Below are 22,083 nucleotides of genomic sequence, written 5' to 3'. Positions count from 1 at the left end.
CGAGGTACAATTGTAGCCGTCGACATGCCGCGCGTGACAGCGGATACAGCCTGTGCCACATTTTGTACCTAATTTGTCCTGCAAAAGCCCCTTCTCGACGAAAGAAGGGACAGCTCATGAGGGAGCCGCTTGAAATGGCAACAATCGCGCTTGTCGACGACGATCGCAACATTCTGACTTCGGTTTCGATCGCCCTCGAATCCGAGGGTTATCGGGTCGAAACCTACACGGATGGGGCATCGGCGCTGGAGGGACTGGCGGCGCGCCCGCCGAACCTCGCCATCCTCGACATCAAGATGCCGCGCATGGACGGCATGGAGTTGCTGCGCCGGATGCGTCAGAAATCCGACCTGCCGGTGATCTTCCTGACCTCCAAGGACGATGAGATCGATGAACTGTTCGGCCTCAAGATGGGCGCCGACGACTTCATCCGCAAACCCTTCTCGCAGCGTCTTCTGGTGGAGCGCGTCCGCGCCGTGCTGCGCCGCGCCAGCACCCGCGAGGCGGCGGCCAAGGCGCCCAACCAGCAGGCCCGGTCGCTTGAGCGCGGCCAGCTTGTCATGGACCAGGAGCGCCACACCTGCACCTGGAAGGGCGAGCCGGTGACGCTGACCGTCACCGAGTTCCTCATCCTGCATTCGCTGGCACAGCGTCCGGGGGTCGTAAAAAGCCGTGATGCGCTGATGGATTCGGCTTATGATGAGCAGGTCTATGTCGATGACCGCACCATCGACAGTCACATCAAGCGGCTGCGCAAAAAGTTCAAGGCCGTCGATGATGACTTCGAAATGATCGAAACCCTTTACGGAGTCGGATATCGGTTCCGCGAAGCTTGAGTCGAGCGGGAGCTGCTATTCGATGGCAGTGCAAGTAGAGCGAGTGAGACGGTCGGGCGCCGCCAGGCGCCCGCCGCGGATTCTGCCCGCCTTCGTGTCGAAAATTACGGTGCCGATGCGCCGGTTTCTCGGCCATCACATCTTTTCCAGCCTGACGCGGCGTATCCTCTTTCTCAACCTTGCCGGCCTTGCCGTCCTGGTCACCGGCATTCTCTATCTCAATACCTTTCGTGACGGGCTGATCGACGCCCGTGTCGAGAGCCTGATGACTCAAGGCGAGATCATCGCCGGCGCGATCGCCGCCTCGGCGACGGTCGAGACCGATTCGATCAGCATCGATCCGGAGAAGCTGCTCGAGTTGCAGGCCGGCGAAAGCCTCGGCCCGGGCTCCGATCAGCTCGACAACCTCGATTTTCCGATCAATCCGGAGCGCGTGGCGCCGGTGCTCAGGCGGTTGATCTCGCCGACGCGCACACGCGCCCGCATTTACGACCGCGACGCCAACCTGCTGCTCGATTCCCGCCATCTCTATTCGCGCGGCCAGATCCTTCGCTACGATTTGCCGCCGGTCGAAGAGGAGCAGCCGGACCTTCTGGAGCGCATCCAGAAATTCGTCTTTGATTTCTTTCGCAACAAGCAGCTGCCTGTCTATCGCGAGCAGCCAGGTGGCAACGGCGCCGCGTTTCCTGAAGTGGTCAAGGCGCTTACCGGCAGTCCGTCGACGATCGTGCGGATCTCGGAGCAGGGCGAGCAGATCGTTTCAGTGGCGGTACCGATCCAGCGCTTCCGTGCCGTTCTCGGCGTGCTGATGCTGTCGACCGAAGGCGGCGACATCGACAAGATCGTCGCGGCCGAGCGCAAGGCGATCCTGCGCGTGTTCGGCATTGCCGCCCTGGTTACCGCCATCCTGTCGATGCTGCTGGCCTCCACCATCGCCAACCCGCTGCGCCGGCTTTCCGCGGCGGCGGTCAGGGTTCGCCGCGGCGTCAAGAACCGCGAGGAAATCCCCGACTTCTCCGACCGCCAGGACGAGATCGGCAATCTGTCGATCGCCGTGCGCGACATGACCAACGCGCTCTACGCCCGCATCGAGGCGATCGAAAGTTTTGCCGCGGATGTCTCGCACGAGTTGAAGAACCCGCTTACCTCGCTGCGCAGCGCGGTGGAGACATTGCCGCTGGCCAGGAACGACAATTCGCGCAGCCGGCTGATGGATATCATCCAGCACGATGTGAGGCGGCTTGACCGTCTCATCACCGATATTTCCGATGCCTCCCGTCTCGATGCCGAGCTGGCGCGGGAAGATGCAGGAACCGTCGACCTCAAGAAGTTCATCACCGATCTGGTCGCCGTCTCGCGCGAGGCAACGCGCAACAAGAAGGCGGTCGAGATCGAATTCAAGGTCGCCAAACTGCCGCAGGGCGTGAAAGGCTACTTCGTCGTCGGTCATGATCTGAGGATCGGCCAGGTGATCACCAACCTGATCGAGAATGCCCGCTCGTTCGTTCCCGAGGAACGTGGCCACATCACCATATCGCTGGCGCGCGCCGGCAAGTTCAACATCGTCACCATCGACGACAATGGACCCGGTATCCGGGCCGATAACATCGACCGCATTTTCGAGCGGTTCTATACCGATCGGCCGGCCGGCGAGGCGTTCGGTCAGAACTCGGGCCTTGGCCTGTCGATATCCAGGCAGATCGTTGAAGCCCATGGCGGCACGCTGAGCGCCGAGAACATCCCGGGCACCAAGCCTGGCGAGATCAAGGGCGCGCGCTTCGTGGTGACGCTGCCGGCGGAAGGCTGACGGATGAATTCCAATCACGCCTGGTCCTATTGTGCAGCCTGAAAATATTCACGGCACCGCGATCCTGATAGGTGATCGCGGCATTCTCATCACCGGACCGTCCGGCTTGGGCAAGACGACGCTGGCGCTCGCCTTGATCGATCATTGCAGCCAGCGTGGGCTGTTTTCCCGGCTGATCGGCGATGACCAGCTCTATGCTGCAGATTGCGACGGGCGGCTGGTCTGCCGCGCACCAGCCAGCATAGCCGGCCTCGTCGAGGTCCCGGGATTCGGCCCCAAACCGATACGGTTCGAGCCAAGCTGCGTGATCGACCTCATTATCCGGCTGGTGCCAGCCGGCAAAATGGCCCGCTTCCAGGAAGACTGCTGCGAACTCGTTGTCGGCGTACCAGTGCCGCGCATCGATCTTGCCGGGCGCAATGTAGCGGCGGCCTTGCCGGCAGTGATGTCGCGCCTGTCGATTGCGCCTTTCCTGTGATCCGATTTCGATTTTTTGCTGCAATGCGTCAAATTGGCTTGGGCCGGCGCAATTTTGGGCTTGTCAACGGGCCTTGCGTCGACAAGATAGCGCTCCCGCCACCTGGAACGGTCGGCGAGCATAAAATGCGCCTGTGAAGCGGCGATGACGGGAGCCACCAAAGAATGATCGGACTCGTGCTTGTAACGCACGGTCAACTGGCCGCCGAGTTCCGCAATGCCGTGGAACATGTCGTTGGGCCACAAGACAATTTCGAGACCGTGGCGATCGGTGCCGACGACGATATGGAACAGCGCCGCCGCGACATTATCGAGGCAGTCGGCCGCGTCGATACGGGATCAGGCGTCATCGTTTTGACCGACATGTTCGGCGGCACGCCCTCTAACCTCGCCATTTCCGTGATGGAATCCGGGCGTATCGAGGTCATTGCCGGCATGAACCTGCCGATGCTGATCAAGCTGTCCAGCGTTCGCAAGGGCGACAACATGACGGCCGCGCTGGATGAGGCGCAGGCTGCCGGCCGCAAATACATCAATGTCGCCAGTCAACTCCTGAGCAGCAAATGAGCGCGCTGTTGCCGGAAAAGGACAAGATCGTTCGCGACTTTCCAATCGTCAACCAGCGCGGCCTGCATGCGCGCGCCTCGGCCAAGTTCGTTCAAATCGCCAGCGGCTTCAACGCCACGGTCCAGGTCGAGAAGGACGGCGTCAAGGTCGGCGGCACCTCGATCATGGGCCTGATGATGCTGGCGGCGAGCCCCGGTTATTCGATACGCGTCACCGCCACCGGCCCGGAGGCCGAAGAGGTCATCGATGCGCTGGAGCAACTGGTTGCTTCCCGTTTCGGCGAGGAGTGCTGACGGCTTCGCCGACGGCACCTGCTACGGCATGTTCGGGCGCAACCTTGCGGCGGTGAAGGAAATCGCATTTTTGCGCGACCGTCGCGTATTTTGTTCTTGCTTTGTGCCGGCAGCTATGCTACTAATTTCGCTATGGTGCCAATTGGCCCCGAAGACCCGCCCGCCGAGGCGGGTTTTTGTTTCCGGCTTTGAAAGTGTTGCCGATTTGAGGTCTGAGGGACGGCCACCTTGGACAGCACCCCTTCTGCGCGCTCTCATGGCCGCCGCCGCTGAAGACATGCACGGATAAAGATTTCTTTATATCCCATTGTCGTCCCACTCCCGATCTGCTAGTCAGGCCGGCAACTCGCGCCCTCCGAAATGCCTTCGGGGCGGGCGCGTCCCGCAATCAATTCGCATCGGAGCACTGCCATGACGGGTAGCAAGGACTATGTGGTCGCTGACATCGCGCTTGCCGGCTGGGGCCGCAAGGAGATCGAGATCGCCGAAACCGAAATGCCCGGCCTGATGGCCTGCCGCGAGGAATTCGGCGACAAGAAGCCGCTCAAGGGCGCGCGCATCACCGGTTCGCTGCACATGACCATCCAGACGGCGGTGCTGATCGAAACGCTGAAAGCGCTCGGCGCCGACATCCGCTGGGCTTCCTGCAACATCTTCTCGACCCAGGACCACGCTGCCGCGGCCATTGCCGAGGCCGGAATTCCGGTGTTTGCCGTCAAGGGCGAGACGCTGGAGGATTATTGGGTCTACACCGACAAGATCTTCCAGTGGGCCGATGGCGGCACCTCCAACATGATCCTCGATGACGGTGGCGATGCCACCATGTACATCCTGATCGGCGCCCGCGCCGAGGCCGGCGAGGATGTGCTGTCCAATCCGGGCAGCGAAGAGGAAGAGATCCTGTTTGCCCAGATCAAGAAGCGCATGCAGGCATCGCCCGGCTTCTTCACCAAGCAGAAGGAAGCGATCCGCGGCGTCACCGAAGAGACGACGACCGGCGTCAACCGGCTCTATCAGTTGCAGAAAAAAGGCCTGCTGCCGTTCCCGGCGATCAACGTCAATGATTCCGTCACCAAGTCGAAATTCGACAACAAATATGGCTGCAAGGAATCGCTTGTCGACGGCATTCGCCGGGGCACCGACACGATGATGGCTGGCAAGGTCGCGGTTGTCTGCGGCTATGGCGACGTCGGCAAGGGCTCGTCGGCTTCGCTCAAAGGCGCCGGCGCCCGCGTCAAGGTCACCGAGGTCGATCCGATCTGCGCGCTGCAGGCGGCGATGGACGGTTTCGAGGTGGTCACGCTCGAAGACGCGGCGCCGACGGCCGACATCGTCATCACCACCACCGGCAACAAGGACGTCGTTACCCTCGACCACATGCGCCTGATGAAGGACATGGTGATCGTCGGCAACATCGGTCACTTCGACAACGAGATCCAGGTGGCCTCGCTGCGCAACCTGAAATGGACCAACATCAAGCCTCAGGTGGATATGATCACCTTCCCGGACGGCAAGCGGATGATCCTTTTGTCGGAAGGCCGCCTGCTCAACCTCGGCAACGCTACCGGCCACCCGAGCTTCGTCATGTCGGCGTCCTTCACCAATCAGGTGTTGGCCCAGATCGAGCTGTACACCAAGCCCGGCCAGTACGAGAACCAGGTCTATGTCCTGCCGAAGCATCTCGACGAAAAGGTCGCGCGCCTGCATCTCGACAAGCTCGGTGCCCGCCTGACCGAACTGTCCGGCGAACAGGCCGCCTATATCGGCGTCACTCCGCAGGGACCGTTCAAGCCGGAACACTACCGCTATTAACCACGGCGAAACTTGCCACTAGATATTGAAGCCGGGCGATTGACTTTTCGCCCGGCTTTATTTTTGCGCTGATTGATTCTTCACGCCGATTCGCGCAAGCGCTATGGTGCTGATTCGCGGTCCGGGGACGAGGCCCGGGCGCACGCATCAGGGCGGTCTTGCATTCAGGCGGCGAAGAGGACCAAGACATGCCGGGGGATAACCCGCCTTGCGCGGGACAGGCCGTTTCCGGCGGCCATAACGATTCGATCACGGGCTCCGCTGCCAGAGGCGGCAGCCTTCTATGGCGCGCCGGCAGCCGTGTCGGGGTGCTGCTTGCTTCTTCCGCGCTGGTTGGTCCGCTGCTTGGCTTTACTGCACATGCCCAAACCCGCGTGGCGCAAAAGGCCGGGCTGTCGGTCAGCACGGTCGAGGTCATGCAACTCGCCATGTTCGTCGGCGTCATGGGGGCGGCATTGCTGTCGGCCATCTTTCTGATCCGCGAACGGGCGCGCACCGCGGCGGAAAATGCCGAGCTCAGGACCCGTATCGCCGACGTCAATGCCGCGCTGCAGCGCTCGGAGGCGCTGCTCCATTCCCGCGATCAGCGCGTGGTGGTATGGGCGGCCGAGAACAAGAAGCCCGAGCTTGTCGGGACATTGCCGATCGAGAGCGGCGCGCCGGAGGACCGGGCGGCCTTCCTGGCTTTCGGCCGCTGGCTGATGCCGCGTTCGGCGGCTGCACTCGAACATGCCGTCGCGGCACTGCGGGACAAGGCAAAGCCGTTCGATCTGGTCATCGAATCGCAGGCCGGCCAGCCGCTCGAGGTTCACGGCCGCAAGAGTGCGGCGCATGTGCTGGTTCGCTTCGTCTCGCTTTCGGAGACACAGCGAAGCCAGGCCAGGCTGAAGATCGAGAACCAGCGCTTAGCTGCCGACCATGAGACGCTGATCGGTCTTCTGGATGCGCTCAAGATGCCGTCATGGCTGCGTACTGTCGACGGGCGGCTGAAATGGGTCAACCGCGCCTATGCCGAAGCGGTCGAGGCCGAGAATGCCGAAGCGGCGGTCCGCGATGGCAAGGAATTCCTCGGCGGCCAGGCGCGCGACACGATCGCTGCGCAGCACAGGTCGCGCGCGGTCTTTGAACAGACGCTCTCCACGGTCATCGAAGGCGACCGCCGCATGTTTGCCGTGACCGATTTTGCCGGGGCGGATGGTTCGGCTGGTCTTGCCTGCGACATCAGCGCTATCGAGGCCATTCGCGCCGAATATGAGCGGACCATGCAGAGCCACGCCGACACGCTCGATCAGCTCAACACCGCCGTGGCGATTTTCGACACCGACGAGAAATTGCGGTTTTTCAATCAGGCGTTCCAGAAACTATGGGGCCTCGACAGCGGCTTCCTGCACAGCGCGCCGGACAACGCCTTGCTGCTCGACCGCCTGCGCAGCGAAGGCAAGATCGCCGAGCAGCCCGAATGGCGGCGCTGGAAAGAGAGCCTGCTCGGCGCTTACCGCGCGGTTGAATCGCAGGAGCATTGGTGGCATCTGCCGGACGGCAAGACCATTCGCGTCGTCGCCAATCCGCAGCCCAAGGGCGGCGTCACCTGGGTGTTCGAGAACCTGACCGAGAAGATGGACCTTGAAAGCCGCTACCAGACCGCCGTCCGGGTCCAGGGCGAGACGCTCGACAACCTCGCCGAAGGCGTCGCTGTGTTCGGCCCCGACGGCAGGCTGAGACTGTCGAACCCGGCGTTCGCGGCATTGTGGGGGCTGGATGCCGATGCCTCAAAACCCAACGTCCATGTCTCGACGATCCGCGACCTTTGCGACCGCCGTGCCGTCGACAGTCCGTGGGGCGGGTTCGTTGCCGCCATCACCGGCTTCGACGACGAGCGCCGCGACCGCCACGGCCAAACCGAATTGAACAACGGCACCGTTTTGCGCTACGCCGTCATCCCTTTGCCCAACGGCCAGGTGATGATGACCTTCGTCGACGTTACCGACAGCGTCAATGTCGAGCGGGCGCTGAAGGACAAGAATGAGGCGCTGCAAAAGTCCGACCAGATCAAGAACGAATTCGTGCAGCACGTCTCCTATGAGCTGCGCTCGCCACTCACTAACATCATCGGCTTTACCGAGCTTCTTTCACTGCCGTCGACTGGTCCGCTGAACCAGAAGCAACGCGAATATATCGGGCATGTCGGCTCGTCCTCCTCGGTCCTGCTCACCATCGTCAACGACATCCTCGACCTGGCGACGGTGGATGCCGGCATCATGGAACTCGACATTTCCGAAGTTCACATCGATCGAACCATTACGGCTGCCGCCGAACTGGTCGCCGACCGGCTGGAGGAACATGCGATCAAGCTCAGGATCGACGCGGCGGCCGCGCCGAAAACCTTCCACGGCGACGAGATCCGCGTCCGCCAGATCCTCTTCAATCTGCTCAGCAATGCCGCCAATTACGCGCCGGAGGCGAGCACCATAACGCTCGCCTGCCGCCAACTTGCCGACGGCGTGGAATTTTCCGTTCACGATGACGGCCCCGGCATGCCGCCGGACCTGCTTGACTCAGTGTTCCGGCGCTTCGAGCCGCGCACCAATGGCGGCCGCCGCCGTGGCGCCGGGCTCGGCCTGTCGATCGTCAAGAGCTTTGTCGAACTGCATGGCGGCAGCGTCCGCATCGAGACCGGCAGGGATAAGGGCACCACGGTTGTTTGCGCCTTTCCCGACACGCCGTCCGGCATCCGCGCGGCGGCCGAGTAGCGCGTTCGATGGCGGTATTGGTGCTGGAGCGTTTTCTCGCCGACGAGGCTGCGACGGCAAGGTTCGGCGAGGATCTCGCCATGTCGCTGCGCGTCGGCGACGTGCTCGCCCTCAAGGGCGATCTCGGCGCCGGCAAATCGACCTTGGCACGGGCGCTGATCAGGGCACTGGCCGACGATGCCGGGCTCGACGTGCCGAGCCCGACCTTCACGCTGGTCCAGAGCTACGACGCGCGTGTGCCGGTTCATCATTTCGATCTCTACCGCTTGGGCACGGCATCCGAGCTGGACGAGCTGGGCTTCGACGAGGCGCTGACGCAAGGCGCCGCGCTGGTCGAATGGCCGGAGCGGGCAGAGGCATATCTGCCGAAAACCTCGGTGCTGGTCGAACTTCTCCAGCAGGGCGACGGCCGACTGGCGAGACTATCGGGAGAGGGCGCCGCCTTCGAGCGCGCGGCGCGATCGCTGGCAATGCGCGATTTTCTCGGGCAGGCCGGTTGGGGCGAAGCGCAGCGACGATATTTCATCGGTGATGCCTCGGCTCGCTCCTACGAGATCGTCACGCTCGCCGGATTTCCGCCGCGCGTGCTGATGAACTCGCCAAGGCTGGTGCTCGGACCGCCAGTCCGCGACGGCAAACCCTATGCCGAGATCGCTCACACCGCGCAATCCGTTTCGGCGTTCGTCGCCATCGACCGGGCCTTGCGGGCCGGCGGCGTCAGCGTCCCGGAAATTCATGCCCAGGATCTCGACCAGGGTTTTCTTCTGCTGGAGCATCTCGGTTCCCAAGGCTTCCTCGACAAGCGCGGCCAGCCGGTGGCCGCGCGTTATGCGGCGGCGGCCGAACTGCTTGCCATGATGCACGGCAAAACATGGCCGGCCCGCATGCAGGCCGGCCCCGGCGTCTTCCACGACGTGCCGCCTTTCGACCGCGACGCCATGATGATCGAGGCCGAATTGCTGGTCGACTGGTATGTCCCGGCGATATCAGGCGCTTCGCCAAGCGAGGCGTTGCGCGCCGGTTATCGCAGCGAATGGAGTGCGGTGCTCGATCGGCTGGAGGGGCGCGAATACACGCTGATGCTGCGCGATTTCCATTCACCCAACCTGATCTGGCGCGCTGACCGTTCCGGTCACGACCGTCTCGGCGTCGTCGATGTCCAGGACGCGCTGATCGGGCCGTCCGCCTACGACGTCGCCTCGCTCGCCATGGACGCGCGCGTCACTATCTCACCCGAAATCGAAAAGCACACGCTCGCCGCCTACATCGCCGCGCGACGCGCTGCCGGTGCCTTCGATGAGAACGAATTCCGCGAAACCTATGCAATCATGGCCGCACAGCGCAATTCCAAGATCCTCGGCATCTTCGTGCGGCTCGAAAAACGCGACGGCAAGCCTTATTATCTGAAGCATCTGCCGCGCATCCGCGACTATCTTCGCCGGGCACTGGCGCATCCGGCGCTGGCCGGGCTGCAGGATTTCTACATCGCCCACGGCTTGCTGGAGGAACGCTCGATTTGACGGCTAAGGATTTGGGCCCGAAGGCGTCGGATGAGCAGCCGATGCCGACGACCGCCATGGTGCTCGCCGCCGGGCTCGGCAAGCGCATGCGGCCGATCACCGACACCATGCCGAAGCCGCTGGTCAAGGTCGCCGGCAAGACATTGCTCGACTGGGGGCTGGACTGCCTAGCCGAAGCCGGCGTCGCCAAGGCCGTCGTCAACGTCCATTACCTCCCGCAACAGATCGTGGACCATGTAGCCCGCCGCAGTGCGCCGAGAATCGTCATCTCGGATGAGAGTAGGGGCTTGCTTGACTCCGCCGGTGGTATCGTCAAGGCATTGCCCAGGTTAGGGGCGCCCTTCTATGTGCTCAACGCCGACACCTTCTGGATCGACAGCGGCGTTTCCAATCTCAGGCGTCTTGCCCTTGCATGGGAGGGCGCGACAATGGACATTCTGCTGATGCTTGCGGATCTCCAGTCGGCAACCGGACATAGCGGCGGCACCGATTTCCTGGTGGCGCCGGACGGCGCCTTGCGGCGTGCGAACAACGATCCGGCCGGCCTGATCTATGCCGGCGCCGCAATCGTCCATCCGTGCATCTTCAAGGATGCGCCGGCCGGTCCACACTCTCTCAACGCCTATTTCGATGCGGCAATCGCCGCCGGCCGCTTGTTCGGCATGAAAATGCAGGGTCACTGGATTACTGTCGGCACACCTGACGCGATCCCGCGGGCGGAAGCAGCGGTCGCCGCCGCGCTTGCCGGCACGCCCAATGCTGTTGCTGAGGCACCCGGCGCTCTTACCGAGTCGAAATGAGCGGCTCCCGCCGCGTTTTCTCGATCCCGCCCGGAGCGCCGTTCCTGCCGACGCTGGCCGAGGCGCTGCTTGCGGGGCGCTTGGTTCCCGGCTTCGCCTATGACGGCGATCCGCTGGCGCTGGCCGATCTCACCATCTATGTGCCGACGCGCCGTGCGGCGCGGGCGCTTCGCGGCGTCTTCGTCGATGCTCTCTCGCGCTCGGGAAGCCGCTCGGCGATCCTGCCGGTCATCCGCCCGCTTGGTGAGTTCGATGAAGATGAAGCCGCCTTCGAGGCAGGAGCTTCGGCCGCCATCGACCTTGCGCCGCCGATCGCCGCGGTCGAGCGTCTTCTGCTGCTTGCGCCGCTGGTGCGGGCGTGGAAACGCCGCCTGCCGGCACATGTCGCGGCTTTGTTCGACGAGGAGATCGTCATACCGGCCTCCGCCGCCGACGCCATCTGGCTGGCGCGCGACCTTGCACGCCTGATGGATGAGATCGACACCGAAGGCACGGATTGGGCAAGGCTCGCCGAGCTTGTAACCGGCAATCTTGCAGGCTGGTGGCAGGTGACACTCGACTTCCTGACCATCGTGACGGAGAACTGGCCGAACCTGCTCGAGGAACGCCATCGTTCCAATCCGGCCGCGCATCGTAATGCCCTGATAAGGCTGGAGGCGGCGCGGCTGAAGCGTAATCCGCCAGCCGGACCGGTGATCGCCGCCGGTTCCACCGGCTCCATTCCCGCCACGGCCGAGCTGCTTGCCGTGATCGCCGGTCTGCCCAATGGCGCTGTTGTGCTGCCCGGGCTCGACCGGGCGTTGGACGAGCCGTCCTTTGCCGCGATCACCACACCGGGCGCGCGCCCAGCCGTGCTTGGCCACCCGCAATACGGCCTGGCAAAGTTGATCGGCAAGATCGGCGTGCCGCGCGCCGATGTCGAGGAGATTGCTGTTGCGCCGCGACCGCTTGCGCTGCGCGCCGCACTTGTCGGCGACGCGCTGCGCCCGGCGGAGACCACCGAGCTTTGGGCCGAGACGCGCGCCCGCTTTAGGGCCGGCGATATTGCCGAGGCCTTCGCCGATGTGACGCTTCTCGAAGCCGCCAGCGAACGAGACGAAGCCGTGGCGATCGCCGTCGCGCTCAAACAGGCCGTCGAACGGCCCGGCCAGCGCGCCGCACTCGTCACCGGCGACCGCGCTCTGGCGCGGCGCGTCTCAGTCGAGCTGCTGCGCTTCGGCGTTGCCGCCGACGATTCCGGCGGCACGCCGCTGATCAACACACCAGCTGCCAGCCTGCTCAGGCTGGCGCTTCAGGCAGCCTTCCGCCCGGGCGACCCCGTCGCCCTGCTGTCGCTGCTCAAGCATCCCCTGCTTGGCCTCGGCCTGGAGCGGGCAAGCGTGCGCTATGCGGCCGAAATCGTCGAACTCGTGGGGCTGCGCGGCGGCACAGGGCGTCCGGACGTGGCGTCGCTGCCGCAGCTCTTCGACACCCGGCTCCTCGAATTCGACGGCGGCGGCAATCGCCGCCCACCCTTCTGGTGGCCGCGGCTTTCGGTCAGGCGCATCGAACAGGCGCGCGACCTGCTGATCCGGCTAACGGCCGCGCTGGCGCCGCTGGTTGCTTTTCGCGGCGACGAGAATGCCGATCTTGCCACCCTTGTGCGCGCCAGCGTCGTTGCGCTCGAAAGTCTCGGCCGCGCCGCTGACGGCAGCCTGAGCGAACTCTATGCGGGCGATGCCGGCGAAAAGCTCGCCGAGCTCTTGCGCGGGCTGGTCGCGGCCTCGGTGTCGTTCTCCTTCGCCGCTGACGAATGGCCTGACGTGATGGAGGCGCTGATCGCGCCCGAGACGGTCAAGCCGGCGCAGGGCACCGACAGGAACATCGCAATCTGGGGTGTGCTGGAAGCGCGGCTTCAGGATGTCGACACGCTGGTCGTCGGCGGGCTCAACGAAGGCGTGTGGCCGCGCAAGCCGGAGAGCGACCGCTTCATGTCGCGGCTGATGAAGACCGGCATCGATCTTGAACCGCCCGAGCGGCGCATCGGCCTTGCCGCCCATGATTTCCAGATGGCCATGGGCGCCAAAAAAGTGGTGCTGGCTCGCTCCGGCCGCTCCGGCGACGCACCGTCGGTACCTTCGCGCTGGCTGCAGCGCATCCTTACATTCGTTGGCGAGGACCACGCTGCTGCACTTCGCCGGCGCGGCGATGAACTGCTTGCCTGGGCGCGTGTGCTCGATGCCGGCGAAAAGCAGGACTTTGCGCCGCGGCCGCAGCCGAAACCGCCGATCGCCGCACGGCCGCACCACTTCTCGGTCACCGAGATCGAAACGCTGCGTCGCGATCCCTATGCGGTCTATGCCAGAAGGATACTCGGCCTGATGCCGCTCGATCCGGTCATTCGCGATCCGGGCGCTGCCGAGCGTGGCACGCTGTTTCACGCCGTTCTGCACCTCTTCTCAGCGACGGTGGCCGACCCGTGCGCGCCGGAGGCGCTGGTCGGGCTCATCGCCGCAGGCCGCTCCTGCTTTGCAGGCGCGGCCCTGCCCGCCGATGTCGAGGCGGTGTGGTGGCCACGCTTCGAAAAGCTTGCCGCCGGCATCATCGAATGGGAGCGCGGCCGGGCCGCAGCCGTGGCACGGCGGCACGCCGAGGAACGCGCCGAAAAGACCGGTGTCGGCCGATCCGGTATGACCCTGTCCGGCTATGCCGATCGCATCGATCTGCTGGCCGGCGGCATGGCCGACATCCTCGATTACAAGACCGGCTCCTCGCCATCCAAAGCACAGGCGCACACGCTGCTCGCGCCGCAACTGGCACTGGAGGGCGCGCTGCTCAGGCGCGGCGCTTTCAAGGAGCTTGGCGCTTGCGAGCCGTCGCAACTGGCCTTCGTGCGGCTGAGGCCGAATGGCGAAGTGTTCGAGGAATCCATCCTCGAATACAACCGCAAGCCGCGAACCGCCGCCGATCTCGCCGAAGAAGCGTGGGCGCGGCTGGAAAAACTGCTGATCCACTACGCCGACCCGGCGACCGGCTATCTGTCGCGGGCGCTGCCGTTCCGCGAGGGCGAGACCGACGGCGACTACGACCATCTCGCCCGCGTGCTCGAATGGTCCGCCGGCGGCGACGCCGATGACGAGGGAGGGGAGGCATGAAAAAGGCCTATCCCATTCCAAGCGACACTGCCGCCAGTCAGGCAAGCGCCTCCGATCCGCGCAATTCCGCATGGGTGTCGGCCAATGCCGGATCCGGCAAGACCCATGTACTCGCCCAGCGCGTTATCCGGCTGTTGCTGCGCGGCACCGATCCGTCCAAGATCCTGTGCCTGACCTATACGCGTGCCGCCGCCGCCAACATGTCGAACCGGGTGTTTTCGACCCTGTCGCAATGGACGGCCCTGGGCGATGCCGAGCTCTCGACACGGATAGAGGCGCTGGACGGCCGCCAGCCCGACCGCGAAACCATGCGCCGGGCGCGGCGGTTGTTTGCCGAGGCGCTGGAAACACCCGGCGGGCTGAAGATCCAGACCATCCACGCCTTCTGCGAATCGGTGCTGCATCAGTTCCCGCTGGAAGCCAATATCCCTGCGCATTTCGAAATGCTCGATCCGCAAATGGAGGCTTCGCTGTTTGCCGCCGCCCGCCGCGACATGATTTCGGGCGGCGTTGCAGGCGATGCGGCATTGTCCGAGGCCTTCGCCACCGTGCTGGAGCGCGGCGGCGAGCATGGGCTCGACGCACTGTTGGCCGAGATCGTGCGCAAGCGCGATGGTTTGCGTGCGTTCATCGCCGCGGCCGGCGGCGATGGTTTTCAGGCGCTGTTCGACGAGTTCCATTTCCGCGCCGGCCAGACGGCCGAAGGTATAGCCGCCTCGGTCTGGCCGCTGCCCGGCTTCCTGCCGGATTATCTCGTCACCTTTTCACGGGCAGCCGAGGCCGCCGATGCGCGCATCCTGCTGAACAATCTGCTGCCATACGCCCGCCTTGCCTTTGCCGAGGAGCATCCGGTACGTCGCCTGAATTTGCTCTCCAAGGCTTTCCTGAGGGCCGACGGCGAGCCTTACGATCCGGCAAAGACGTTTAAAAGGGCATTGCTTCACCGGTTGCCCGATCTTGCCGAACGATATCTGGCGGCGGTCGACGCCATTCTCGAAATCTCCGACAGGCTGGCCTTGTTCAGGATGCTGGAAGGCACGCGTGCGGCGCTGACCATCGCCGACTGGCTGATCGCCCGCTACGAGCAATTGAAGCGCGCGCGCGGCTTCCTCGACTTCAACGACCTGATCACCCGCACGGTCCATCTACTGGCGCGGCCCGACGCCGGCCCATGGGTGCAGTACAAGCTCGACCAGGGCATCGACCACATCCTCCTCGACGAGGCGCAGGACACCAGTCCCGACCAGTGGGAGGTAGTCAAGCGGCTGGCGGAGGAGTTCTTTGCCGGGCTCGGCGCACGCGACGCCGTCCACCGCACCATCTTTGCGGTCGGCGACGAAAAGCAGTCGATCTATTCCTTCCAGGGAGCCGCCCCGGACTCCTTTGCCGACAGCCGGCTTTTGTTTGCCGGCAAAGTCAGATCCGCCGCCGCCGCCTTCGCCGATCTCAAGCTAACCTGGTCGTTTCGCTCGACCGACGACGTGCTTGCGGCGGTGGATCGTGTCTTTGCTGACCCGAACGTGCGGCGCGGCATCAGCCACGATCCCGATCCGCTCGACCACAAGGCGATCCGCAACGATGCGCCGGGCTATGTCGACGTCTGGCCCTCGCTCGGCGCCGACGTCGTCGACGAACCGGACGACTGGACGCAAGCGGTGGATCACGCCCACGCACCGGCGGTGCGCGTTGCCGAAAACGTTGCAGCGACCATTGCCGGCTGGATCGGCGGCGGCGAGGTCATCGAAGGGCGTGGCAAGAAACTCCGGCCCGGCGACGTGCTGGTGCTGGTGCGCAAGCGCGACCGCTTCGTCCATGCGCTGACACGGGCGTTGAAGCGCCGCGACATCCCGGTGGCCGGCGCCGACCGGCTCAGCCTGCCTGGCCATATCGCGGTGAAGGACCTGATCGCACTCGGTCATTTTCTCATCCAGCCCGAGGACGATCTGTCGCTGGCCGCCGTGCTGCGCAGCCCGATCTTCGATGTCTCGGAAGAGCAGCTTTTCGCGCTTGCTGCGGAGAGGCCATCGGGCGTCTCGCTGATCGCCTCGCTGCGCCGGCATGCCGGCGAAAGTGAGGCGTTGGCCGCCGTCGTCAGCCGGCTCGGCACATGGTCGAACGAGGCCGCATTCAAGCCGGTGTTCGAATTCTATGCTGCAGCTCTCGCCCGCGACGGCCTGCGCAAGAAGATGATCGCGCGGCTCGGGCCGGAGGCCGGCGACGTCCTCGACGAATTCCTGAATTTCTGCCTGGCCGAGGAGCGGACCGGCCTGCCGGGACTGGAATCCTTCCTGTCGACGTTGGAAAACGCCGGCCCCGAGATCAAGCGCGAAATGGACCAGACCCGCGACGAGGTTCGCGTCATGACCGTGCATGCCGCCAAAGGCCTGGAGGCGCCGGTGGTATTCCTTGTCGATGGCGGCTCCGCGCCGTTCAGTGACCAGCATCTGCCGAGATTGATGCCGTTCGAAGGCTCGGGCGACTGCTGGGAGGGCAAGGGCTATCTCTGGCGTTCGGCCAGCGATGTCGCAAATGGGTTTTCACGCGCCGCATCGGCCCGCGCCCGCGAGCTCGCCGACGACGAATACCGCCGGCTGCTCTATGTCGGCATGACCCGCGCCGAGGATCGGCTGATCGTCTGCGGCTACCATGGCAAACGGGCGCCGAATACCGGTACCTGGCATTCGATCGTCAGCCGCGCACTGGTCGGTGCCGCGGAGAGCGAAGAACACCGGCATCCCGCCACTGGCGAGACCGTGCATCGTTTCCAGGTGACGAAACTGCCGCCCATGCCACTGGCGGCAGTGAATGAGGCACGACAGGCGGAACGCTTTGCACCACTGCCTGAAACCCTGTTCCAGTCTCTGCCGCCCTTCGAGGAATTGCCGCGGCCGCTCTCGCCGTCCGGCGCCTCGGTGCTGATCGACGAGGCGCGGCAAGCGGTGGCCGACACGCGTTCGCCGGTACTGGATGCCGACGCCGAACCCGGCTTGGCCGTCGTGCGCGGGCTGGCGCTGCACAAATTGCTGCAGATGCTGCCCGGCATCGCCGAGGGAACACGCCGGGATGCCGCCGAACGCTATCTGGCAAGAGCCGGCGCGGCATGGCCCGACGACGAGCGCGACAAGGCCCTGGCTGGCGTTTTCAGAATTCTTGCCGACAGCCGCTTCGCGCCGTTGTTTGCGCCAAACTCGCGCGCCGAAGTCGCCATCATGGGCAGCCTGGAGGTAAGGGGCAAACTGCGCTCGATTTCCGGCAAGATCGACCGGTTGGCGGTAACGCCGGACAAGGTTTCGATCGTCGACTACAAGACCAATCGACCAGCGCCAGCTACGCTCGCCGAAGTGCCGCAAGCCTATGTTCTGCAGCTCGCAATTTATCGCGCGCTGCTTCAGCCGCTCTATCCGGGACGCGAGGTCTCGGCGGCGCTGCTGTTCACCGAGGCGCCGCGGCTGATCGAGCTGCCGGCAGCGGTCATGGACGACCGCTTGCTAGACTCACGGGAGCGTGACACAACACTTGCTTGAAGACGGACGCGATCACCACCACATTTGGTGCGACGAATAAATCGAAAGGATCTCAGCATGGCCACCGTCAAGGTCGACAAGAGCAATTTCCAGGCCGACGTGCTCAACGCCAAGGAGCCAGTCGTGGTCGATTTCTGGGCGGAATGGTGCGGCCCGTGCAAGATGATCGCCCCGGCGCTCGAGGACATCGCCATCGAACTCGGCAGCAAGATAAAGATCGCCAAGCTCAACATAGACGAGAATCCTGAGCTGGCCGCGCAGTTCGGCGTGCGCTCGATCCCGACGCTGATGATCTTCAAGGGCGGCGAAGTCGCCGACATGAAGGTCGGTGCTGCGCCGAAAACGGCATTGTCGCACTGGATCAACGGCAGTCTCGCCTGATCCGATCAAAATTTTGCAGAAAAGCCCGGCCTCGCGCCGGGCTTTCTTGTGGCGTCACCGATCCGCAGATCTGGCACTCGCCACTTGCAGTCTCATGCTCTTGTCTGGCTTAAAGCAGGAGAAGCGATATGACCGGATCCGCCAAGGCCACCGTCTTCATCGACAATGAGCGCGTCATCGTCACCGAATACCGCTTCGCCCCGGGAGACAACACCGGCTGGCATCGCCATGGCCACGACTATGTGATCGTGCCGTTGACCGACGGCAAGGTGAAGCTCCTGACCAAGGATGGCGAATCCTTTGCCGAGATGAAGAAGGGCGCGCCGTATTTCCGCAATGAGGGCGTCGAACATGACGTCATCAGCGCAAACGATGGCGAATTCGCCTTCATCGAGGTCGAGCTGAAGTAGTCCACCAACCATCGGCTGCGCCGCTACAATTGTCCGGCGAGGCGCGATCACCAATCCGCGATACGATCGCCGCCGACGAATTGTGCGCTTTTCTCAGTATATTCGAACAGTTCTATCTTCACGCCGTTGGGGTCGCGGATCCAAGCCTGGTAGGTGTCATCGCACGCGCGTTTCTTGGAAGTGACATCAACCCCCTTTGACCTCAGATGGGCGATCGCGGCGTCGATGTTTTCCACTTCGAGGCAGAAGTGGTTGATCTGGTTCAAGTCGCCATAGCTGGCGCCGTCTTTCTGGAACACCTCGACATGGCTACGGCTGCCGCAATTGAGGTAGAAGCCGAAAATCTTCCCGTCGCGCAGGAAATTGAACTGGGTGTCCATGCCGAGGACGTCCCGATAGAAGCTTCGCGTCATCTCCAGGTCATTCGCGAAAATGCAAACGTGTGCGAGCTGCTTTACCTTGATCATGATTGGCTCCTCGCGGTGGTATGACAAGTTTGGCGTCACCGTGGCCCGGCTGAAGCACGCCTCAAACCGGCGGCGTGCCGTTTTCGGCCAACACCGCGCCGGCCAGGTAAAGTGACCCGCCGATCAGGATGCGCGGCGGCGGTCCGTCCCACGTGTCGCGCAGCAGCATCAGCGCATTGGCGACGGAACTGACCGGTTCGGCCGACAGGCCGGCCTCGATGGCGCGGGTCGCCAGCTCGTCGTTCGGCACGCCCGCGTCGCTCAGGCTCACCGGCACGGTGTAGACATGCCGGACCAGTCCTTTGAAGGCGCGGAAATAGCCGCTCTGGTCCTTGGTGTTGATCATACCCGAGATCAGGAACAGCGGACGCGGGTTCTTTTCCTCCTGCTCGGCCAGCGCCTCGGCGACGACCACGCCGGCGCCGGGATTGTGGCCGCCGTCGAGCCATATGTCGGCGCCCTTCGGCGCCAGTTCGCTCAGCCGTCCTTGCGGCAGCTTTTGCATGCGGCCCGGCCAGGCAACATTCGCCATCGCCTTCTCGGCAGCGCGGTGGCTGATCTCGAAGCCCGCCGCCTTGACCGCCGCGATCGCCGCCGCCGCATTGGCGAATTGATGGCGCCCCGGCAGGCGCGGCGGCGGCAGGTCCATCAATCCGTCTTCGTCCTGATAGACCATGCGCCCGTTTTCCTCATAGGCAAGGAAATCCTGGCCATAGACGAAGGCGGGGCAGTCGAGCCGCTCGGCGGTTTCGATGAGCACCTGCTGGGCCGTCTCACTTTCCTGCGCGCCGATGACGACCGGGCATCCGCGCTTGATGATGCCGGCCTTTTCGGCGGCGACCAGCTCGACGCGGTCGCCGAGATAGGCTTCGTGGTCGAGCGACACCGGCATGATCACCGACACGGCCGGCTCGGCGATGACATTGGTGGCGTCGAAGCGGCCGCCAAGGCCAACCTCGAGGATGACGGCATCGGCCGGATGTTCGGAAAACAGCAGGAAGGTGACGGCGGTGAGGATTTCGAAGACGGTGATCTTCTGGCCTTGATTGGCTTTGGCGACGCAGGCGATGGCTTCGGCGAAGACCTTGTCGTCCACCAGCCTGCCGCCGCCATCTGCGGCCAGCCGGTAGCGCTCGTGCCAGTTCACCAGATGTGGCGAGGTGTGGACGTGGACGCGGTAGCCGGCGGCTTCGAGCAGCGCCCGTGAAAAAGCAGCACAGGAGCCCTTGCCGTTGGTGCCGGCGATGTGGATGACCGGCGGCAGCTGGTCCTGCGGATTGCCGAGCCGCTCGAGCAGCCGCGAAATGCGGTCGAGCGAAAGGTCGAAGCCCTTCGGATGAAGCGCCATCAGGCTTTCGATTTCGCGGTCGGCGGCAAGCGTGGTCATGGCGAATCCTAGGCGCGCCACGGACGGCGCGCAATCGCAGTTCGTGGCGAATGCGTCAGGCGTGCGGCCGGGCTTCGGCCGGAATCACCGACGGCGGCAAGATTTCCGGTTCCTGAGATTTTTGCTCCTCCGGCAGCTTGAGCAGCATTCTCAGCAGCCGCGCAATGGTCTGGCGCATCTCCAGCCGTGACACCACCATGTCGACCATGCCGTGTTCCATCAGATATTCGGCGCGCTGGAAGCCGTCAGGCAGCTTTTCGCGGATGGTCTGCTCGATGACGCGCGGGCCGGCAAAGCCGATCAGGGCGCCGGGCTCGGCAATATGCACGTCGCCCAGCATGGCATAGGAGGCGGTGACGCCGCCGGTCGTCGGGTTGGTCAGGACGACGATGTAGGGCAGGCCGGCCTCCTTCAGCCTGTCGACGCCGACCGTGGTCCGTGGCAACTGCATCAGCGACAGGATGCCTTCCTGCATACGGGCGCCGCCGGAGGCCGCAAACAGGATCAGCGGCCGCTTGCGCTGCAAGGCGACCTCGAAACCATGCACGATGGCGTCACCTGCCGCCATGCCGAGCGAGCCGCCCATGAAGGCAAAATCCTGCACCGTCACCACCACCGGCACGCCCTCGACCGTGCCCAGCGCATTGATGATGGCGTCTTCCATGCCGGTCTTGGCCTTGGCATCCCTAAGCCGGTCTACGTAGCGCTTCTCGTCGCGGAACTTGAGCGGATCCTGAACGACCTTGGGGTTTTCCAGCGTCTCGTATTTGCCGTCGTCGAGGAAGAATTTCAGCCGTTCCTTGGCTGATATCTTCATATGGTGGCCGGAGGACGGGATGACGAACTGGTTCTGCTCCAGATCCTTATGGAACACCATTTCGCCGGTCTCGGGATCCTTGATCCACAGGTTTTCCGGCATGTCGGTGCGGCGGCCGAGCATCGAATTGATCTTCGGGCGGACGTAATTGGTGATCCAGTTCATCGCTTCGGCTCCTGTCCTTACGAAGAGTTAGACCATGATCCCGAAAAGTGGAAACCGGTTTTCGCTGGAGATCATGGCCAACCAGAAGATCAAGATTATTCGGCGGCAGCAAGGCGAGCCGCGCGAACCCCTTGCGAAAGCCCGCTGACCAGCGTGGCGACGGCCTCGGCCGGATCGGCGGTCTTTTCGCCCTTCGGCCCCAGCACGTTGGCGACTGCATTGACAATCGCGGTGCCGACAACGACGCCGTCGGCCGACGCGCCGATGGTGCGCGCCTGCTCTGCGGTCTTGACGCCGAAGCCGACACAGACCGGCAGGTCGGTATGGCTCTTGATGCGCTTGACCGCTGCCGCCACCTTGCCGGTGTCGGCCAGCGCCGAACCGGTGATGCCGGTCATCGAGACGTAGTAGACGAAACCCGACGTGTTCTGCAGCACCTTGGGCAGGCGCTTGTCGTCGGTGGTCGGCGTCGCCAGCCGGATGAAATTGATGCCGGCCTTGAGTGCCGGGATGCAAAGCTCCTCGTCCATCTCAGGCGGCAGGTCGACGACGATCAGCCCGTCGATGCCGCTGGCCAGCGCGTCGCTCAGGAAGCGCTCGACGCCGTAGATGTAGATCGGATTGTAATAGCCCATCAAGACGATCGGCGTTTCACTGTCGCCGGCGCGGAATTCCGAGGCCATCTTCAGCGTCTTGACCAAAGTCTGGCCGCCCTTCAGCGCCCGCAGGCCGGCCGCCTGGATCGCCGGGCCGTCGGCCATTGGATCGGAAAACGGCATGCCTAACTCGATGATGTCGCTGCCGGCGCCGGGCAGCGCCTTCATGATCGACAGGGACGTGTCGTAGTCCGGATCGCCGCCCATGAAATAGGTGACGAGTGCCGGTCGCCCCTCGGCCTTCAGCTTTGCCATGCGGCGGTCGATACGGGTGGCCATG

The 22,083-nt window shown here is 64.0% G+C and carries 16 protein-coding genes and 1 pseudogene; 13 read left to right on the top strand and 4 right to left on the bottom strand.

Going from position 1 to position 22,083, the window contains the following annotated elements; all coding sequences use genetic code 11:
* The first annotated feature begins 134 nt into the window (after positions 1–134).
* The 13 genes and pseudogenes from NKI41_RS07390 (at position 135) to NKI41_RS07330 (ending at position 18,311) form a co-directional block, all read left to right on the top strand.
* Positions 135–836: a response regulator transcription factor gene (locus NKI41_RS07390; RefSeq protein WP_023677547.1), complete on the top strand. Its 702-nt coding sequence runs from the start codon at positions 135–137 to the stop codon at positions 834–836.
* A gap of 22 nt (positions 837–858) precedes the next feature.
* The gene (locus NKI41_RS07385; RefSeq protein ID WP_023677548.1) at positions 859–2,643 is read left to right on the top strand and encodes a sensor histidine kinase; all 1,785 of its coding nucleotides are present in this window, start codon (positions 859–861) and stop codon (positions 2,641–2,643) included.
* 31 nt (positions 2,644–2,674) lie between these two features.
* Positions 2,675–3,121, top strand: coding sequence for an HPr kinase/phosphorylase (locus NKI41_RS07380; RefSeq protein ID WP_352472572.1), 447 nt, complete (start codon positions 2,675–2,677; stop codon positions 3,119–3,121).
* Positions 3,122–3,285: 164 nt separating this feature from the next.
* A complete protein-coding gene (locus NKI41_RS07375) occupies positions 3,286–3,687 on the top strand; it encodes a PTS sugar transporter subunit IIA (protein WP_023677550.1) in 402 nt (133 codons plus the stop codon).
* Positions 3,684–3,980: an HPr family phosphocarrier protein gene (locus NKI41_RS07370; RefSeq protein WP_023677551.1), complete on the top strand. Its 297-nt coding sequence runs from the start codon at positions 3,684–3,686 to the stop codon at positions 3,978–3,980. The genes NKI41_RS07375 and NKI41_RS07370 overlap by 4 nt, the downstream gene beginning before the upstream one ends.
* A 411-nt stretch (positions 3,981–4,391) precedes the next feature.
* The gene (ahcY, locus tag NKI41_RS07365) at positions 4,392–5,792 is read left to right on the top strand and encodes an adenosylhomocysteinase (RefSeq protein WP_023677552.1); all 1,401 of its coding nucleotides are present in this window, start codon (positions 4,392–4,394) and stop codon (positions 5,790–5,792) included.
* 188 nt (positions 5,793–5,980) lie between these two features.
* A complete protein-coding gene (locus NKI41_RS07360; RefSeq protein WP_352539990.1) occupies positions 5,981–8,542 on the top strand; it encodes a sensor histidine kinase in 2,562 nt (853 codons plus the stop codon).
* Between the two features lie 8 nt (positions 8,543–8,550).
* Positions 8,551–10,062 carry a tRNA (adenosine(37)-N6)-threonylcarbamoyltransferase complex ATPase subunit type 1 TsaE gene (gene tsaE / locus NKI41_RS07355; RefSeq protein ID WP_352682223.1) on the top strand — a complete coding sequence of 504 codons (1,512 nt, stop codon included), beginning with the start codon at positions 8,551–8,553 and terminating at the stop codon, positions 10,060–10,062.
* Between the two features lie 41 nt (positions 10,063–10,103).
* Positions 10,104–10,862 (top strand): nucleotidyltransferase family protein, encoded by a 759-nt coding sequence (locus NKI41_RS07350; RefSeq protein WP_352451649.1) that lies wholly within the window; start codon positions 10,104–10,106, stop codon positions 10,860–10,862.
* On the top strand, positions 10,859–13,996 hold the full coding sequence (gene addB / locus NKI41_RS07345) for a double-strand break repair protein AddB (RefSeq protein ID WP_352682221.1): 3,138 nt from the start codon (positions 10,859–10,861) through the stop codon (positions 13,994–13,996). The genes NKI41_RS07350 and addB overlap by 4 nt, the downstream gene beginning before the upstream one ends.
* Positions 13,993–17,504, top strand: a pseudogene (gene addA / locus NKI41_RS07340) (double-strand break repair helicase AddA). The gene addB and the pseudogene addA overlap by 4 nt, the downstream one beginning before the upstream one ends.
* Before the next feature lie 73 nt (positions 17,505–17,577).
* A complete protein-coding gene (trxA, locus tag NKI41_RS07335) occupies positions 17,578–17,901 on the top strand; it encodes a thioredoxin (protein WP_023677558.1) in 324 nt (107 codons plus the stop codon).
* A 128-nt stretch (positions 17,902–18,029) separates the two neighbouring features.
* Positions 18,030–18,311: a cupin domain-containing protein gene (locus NKI41_RS07330; protein WP_023718287.1), complete on the top strand. Its 282-nt coding sequence runs from the start codon at positions 18,030–18,032 to the stop codon at positions 18,309–18,311.
* 47 nt (positions 18,312–18,358) lie between these two features.
* Here NKI41_RS07330 and NKI41_RS07325 read toward each other — a convergent pair whose 3' ends face one another.
* The 4 genes from NKI41_RS07325 to trpA form a co-directional block, all read right to left on the bottom strand.
* Positions 18,359–18,778: a VOC family protein gene (locus NKI41_RS07325; RefSeq protein WP_352454801.1), complete on the bottom strand. Its 420-nt coding sequence runs from the start codon at positions 18,776–18,778 to the stop codon at positions 18,359–18,361.
* 61 nt (positions 18,779–18,839) lie between these two features.
* Positions 18,840–20,165, bottom strand: coding sequence for a bifunctional folylpolyglutamate synthase/dihydrofolate synthase (locus NKI41_RS07320; protein WP_352682219.1), 1,326 nt, complete (start codon positions 20,163–20,165; stop codon positions 18,840–18,842).
* A 55-nt stretch (positions 20,166–20,220) separates the two neighbouring features.
* Positions 20,221–21,147: an acetyl-CoA carboxylase, carboxyltransferase subunit beta gene (accD, locus tag NKI41_RS07315; protein WP_352682217.1), complete on the bottom strand. Its 927-nt coding sequence runs from the start codon at positions 21,145–21,147 to the stop codon at positions 20,221–20,223.
* A 95-nt stretch (positions 21,148–21,242) separates the two neighbouring features.
* Positions 21,243–22,082 carry a tryptophan synthase subunit alpha gene (trpA, locus tag NKI41_RS07310; protein WP_023677563.1) on the bottom strand — a complete coding sequence of 280 codons (840 nt, stop codon included), beginning with the start codon at positions 22,080–22,082 and terminating at the stop codon, positions 21,243–21,245.
* Position 22,083: the final 1 nt, after the last annotated feature.

Source organism: Mesorhizobium sp. M0601 (genome assembly GCF_040320845.1).
In the GTDB taxonomy this organism is placed as follows: Bacteria; Pseudomonadota; Alphaproteobacteria; order Rhizobiales; family Rhizobiaceae; genus Mesorhizobium.
The sequence above is the reverse complement of the archived record's forward strand: the minus strand, read 5'-3'. Positions and strand labels throughout refer to the sequence as shown.

Bases quoted from the DNA above. Each gene is read 5' to 3' on its own strand.
- NKI41_RS07390 (WP_023677547.1), top strand. From the start codon at position 135: ATGGCAACAATCGCGCTTGTCGACGACGATCGCAACATTCTGACTTCG.
- NKI41_RS07385 (WP_023677548.1), top strand. From the start codon at position 859: ATGGCAGTGCAAGTAGAGCGAGTGAGACGGTCGGGCGCCGCCAGGCGC.
- NKI41_RS07375 (WP_023677550.1), top strand. From the start codon at position 3,286: ATGATCGGACTCGTGCTTGTAACGCACGGTCAACTGGCCGCCGAGTTC.
- NKI41_RS07370 (WP_023677551.1), top strand. From the start codon at position 3,684: ATGAGCGCGCTGTTGCCGGAAAAGGACAAGATCGTTCGCGACTTTCCA.
- ahcY (WP_023677552.1), top strand. From the start codon at position 4,392: ATGACGGGTAGCAAGGACTATGTGGTCGCTGACATCGCGCTTGCCGGC.
- NKI41_RS07360 (WP_352539990.1), top strand. From the start codon at position 5,981: ATGCCGGGGGATAACCCGCCTTGCGCGGGACAGGCCGTTTCCGGCGGC.
- tsaE (WP_352682223.1), top strand. From the start codon at position 8,551: ATGGCGGTATTGGTGCTGGAGCGTTTTCTCGCCGACGAGGCTGCGACG.
- NKI41_RS07350 (WP_352451649.1), top strand. From the start codon at position 10,104: ATGCCGACGACCGCCATGGTGCTCGCCGCCGGGCTCGGCAAGCGCATG.
- addB (WP_352682221.1), top strand. From the start codon at position 10,859: ATGAGCGGCTCCCGCCGCGTTTTCTCGATCCCGCCCGGAGCGCCGTTC.
- trxA (WP_023677558.1), top strand. From the start codon at position 17,578: ATGGCCACCGTCAAGGTCGACAAGAGCAATTTCCAGGCCGACGTGCTC.
- NKI41_RS07330 (WP_023718287.1), top strand. From the start codon at position 18,030: ATGACCGGATCCGCCAAGGCCACCGTCTTCATCGACAATGAGCGCGTC.
- NKI41_RS07325 (WP_352454801.1), bottom strand. From the start codon at position 18,778: ATGATCAAGGTAAAGCAGCTCGCACACGTTTGCATTTTCGCGAATGAC.
- NKI41_RS07320 (WP_352682219.1), bottom strand. From the start codon at position 20,165: ATGACCACGCTTGCCGCCGACCGCGAAATCGAAAGCCTGATGGCGCTT.
- accD (WP_352682217.1), bottom strand. From the start codon at position 21,147: ATGAACTGGATCACCAATTACGTCCGCCCGAAGATCAATTCGATGCTC.
- trpA (WP_023677563.1), bottom strand. From the start codon at position 22,082: ATGGCCACCCGTATCGACCGCCGCATGGCAAAGCTGAAGGCCGAGGGG.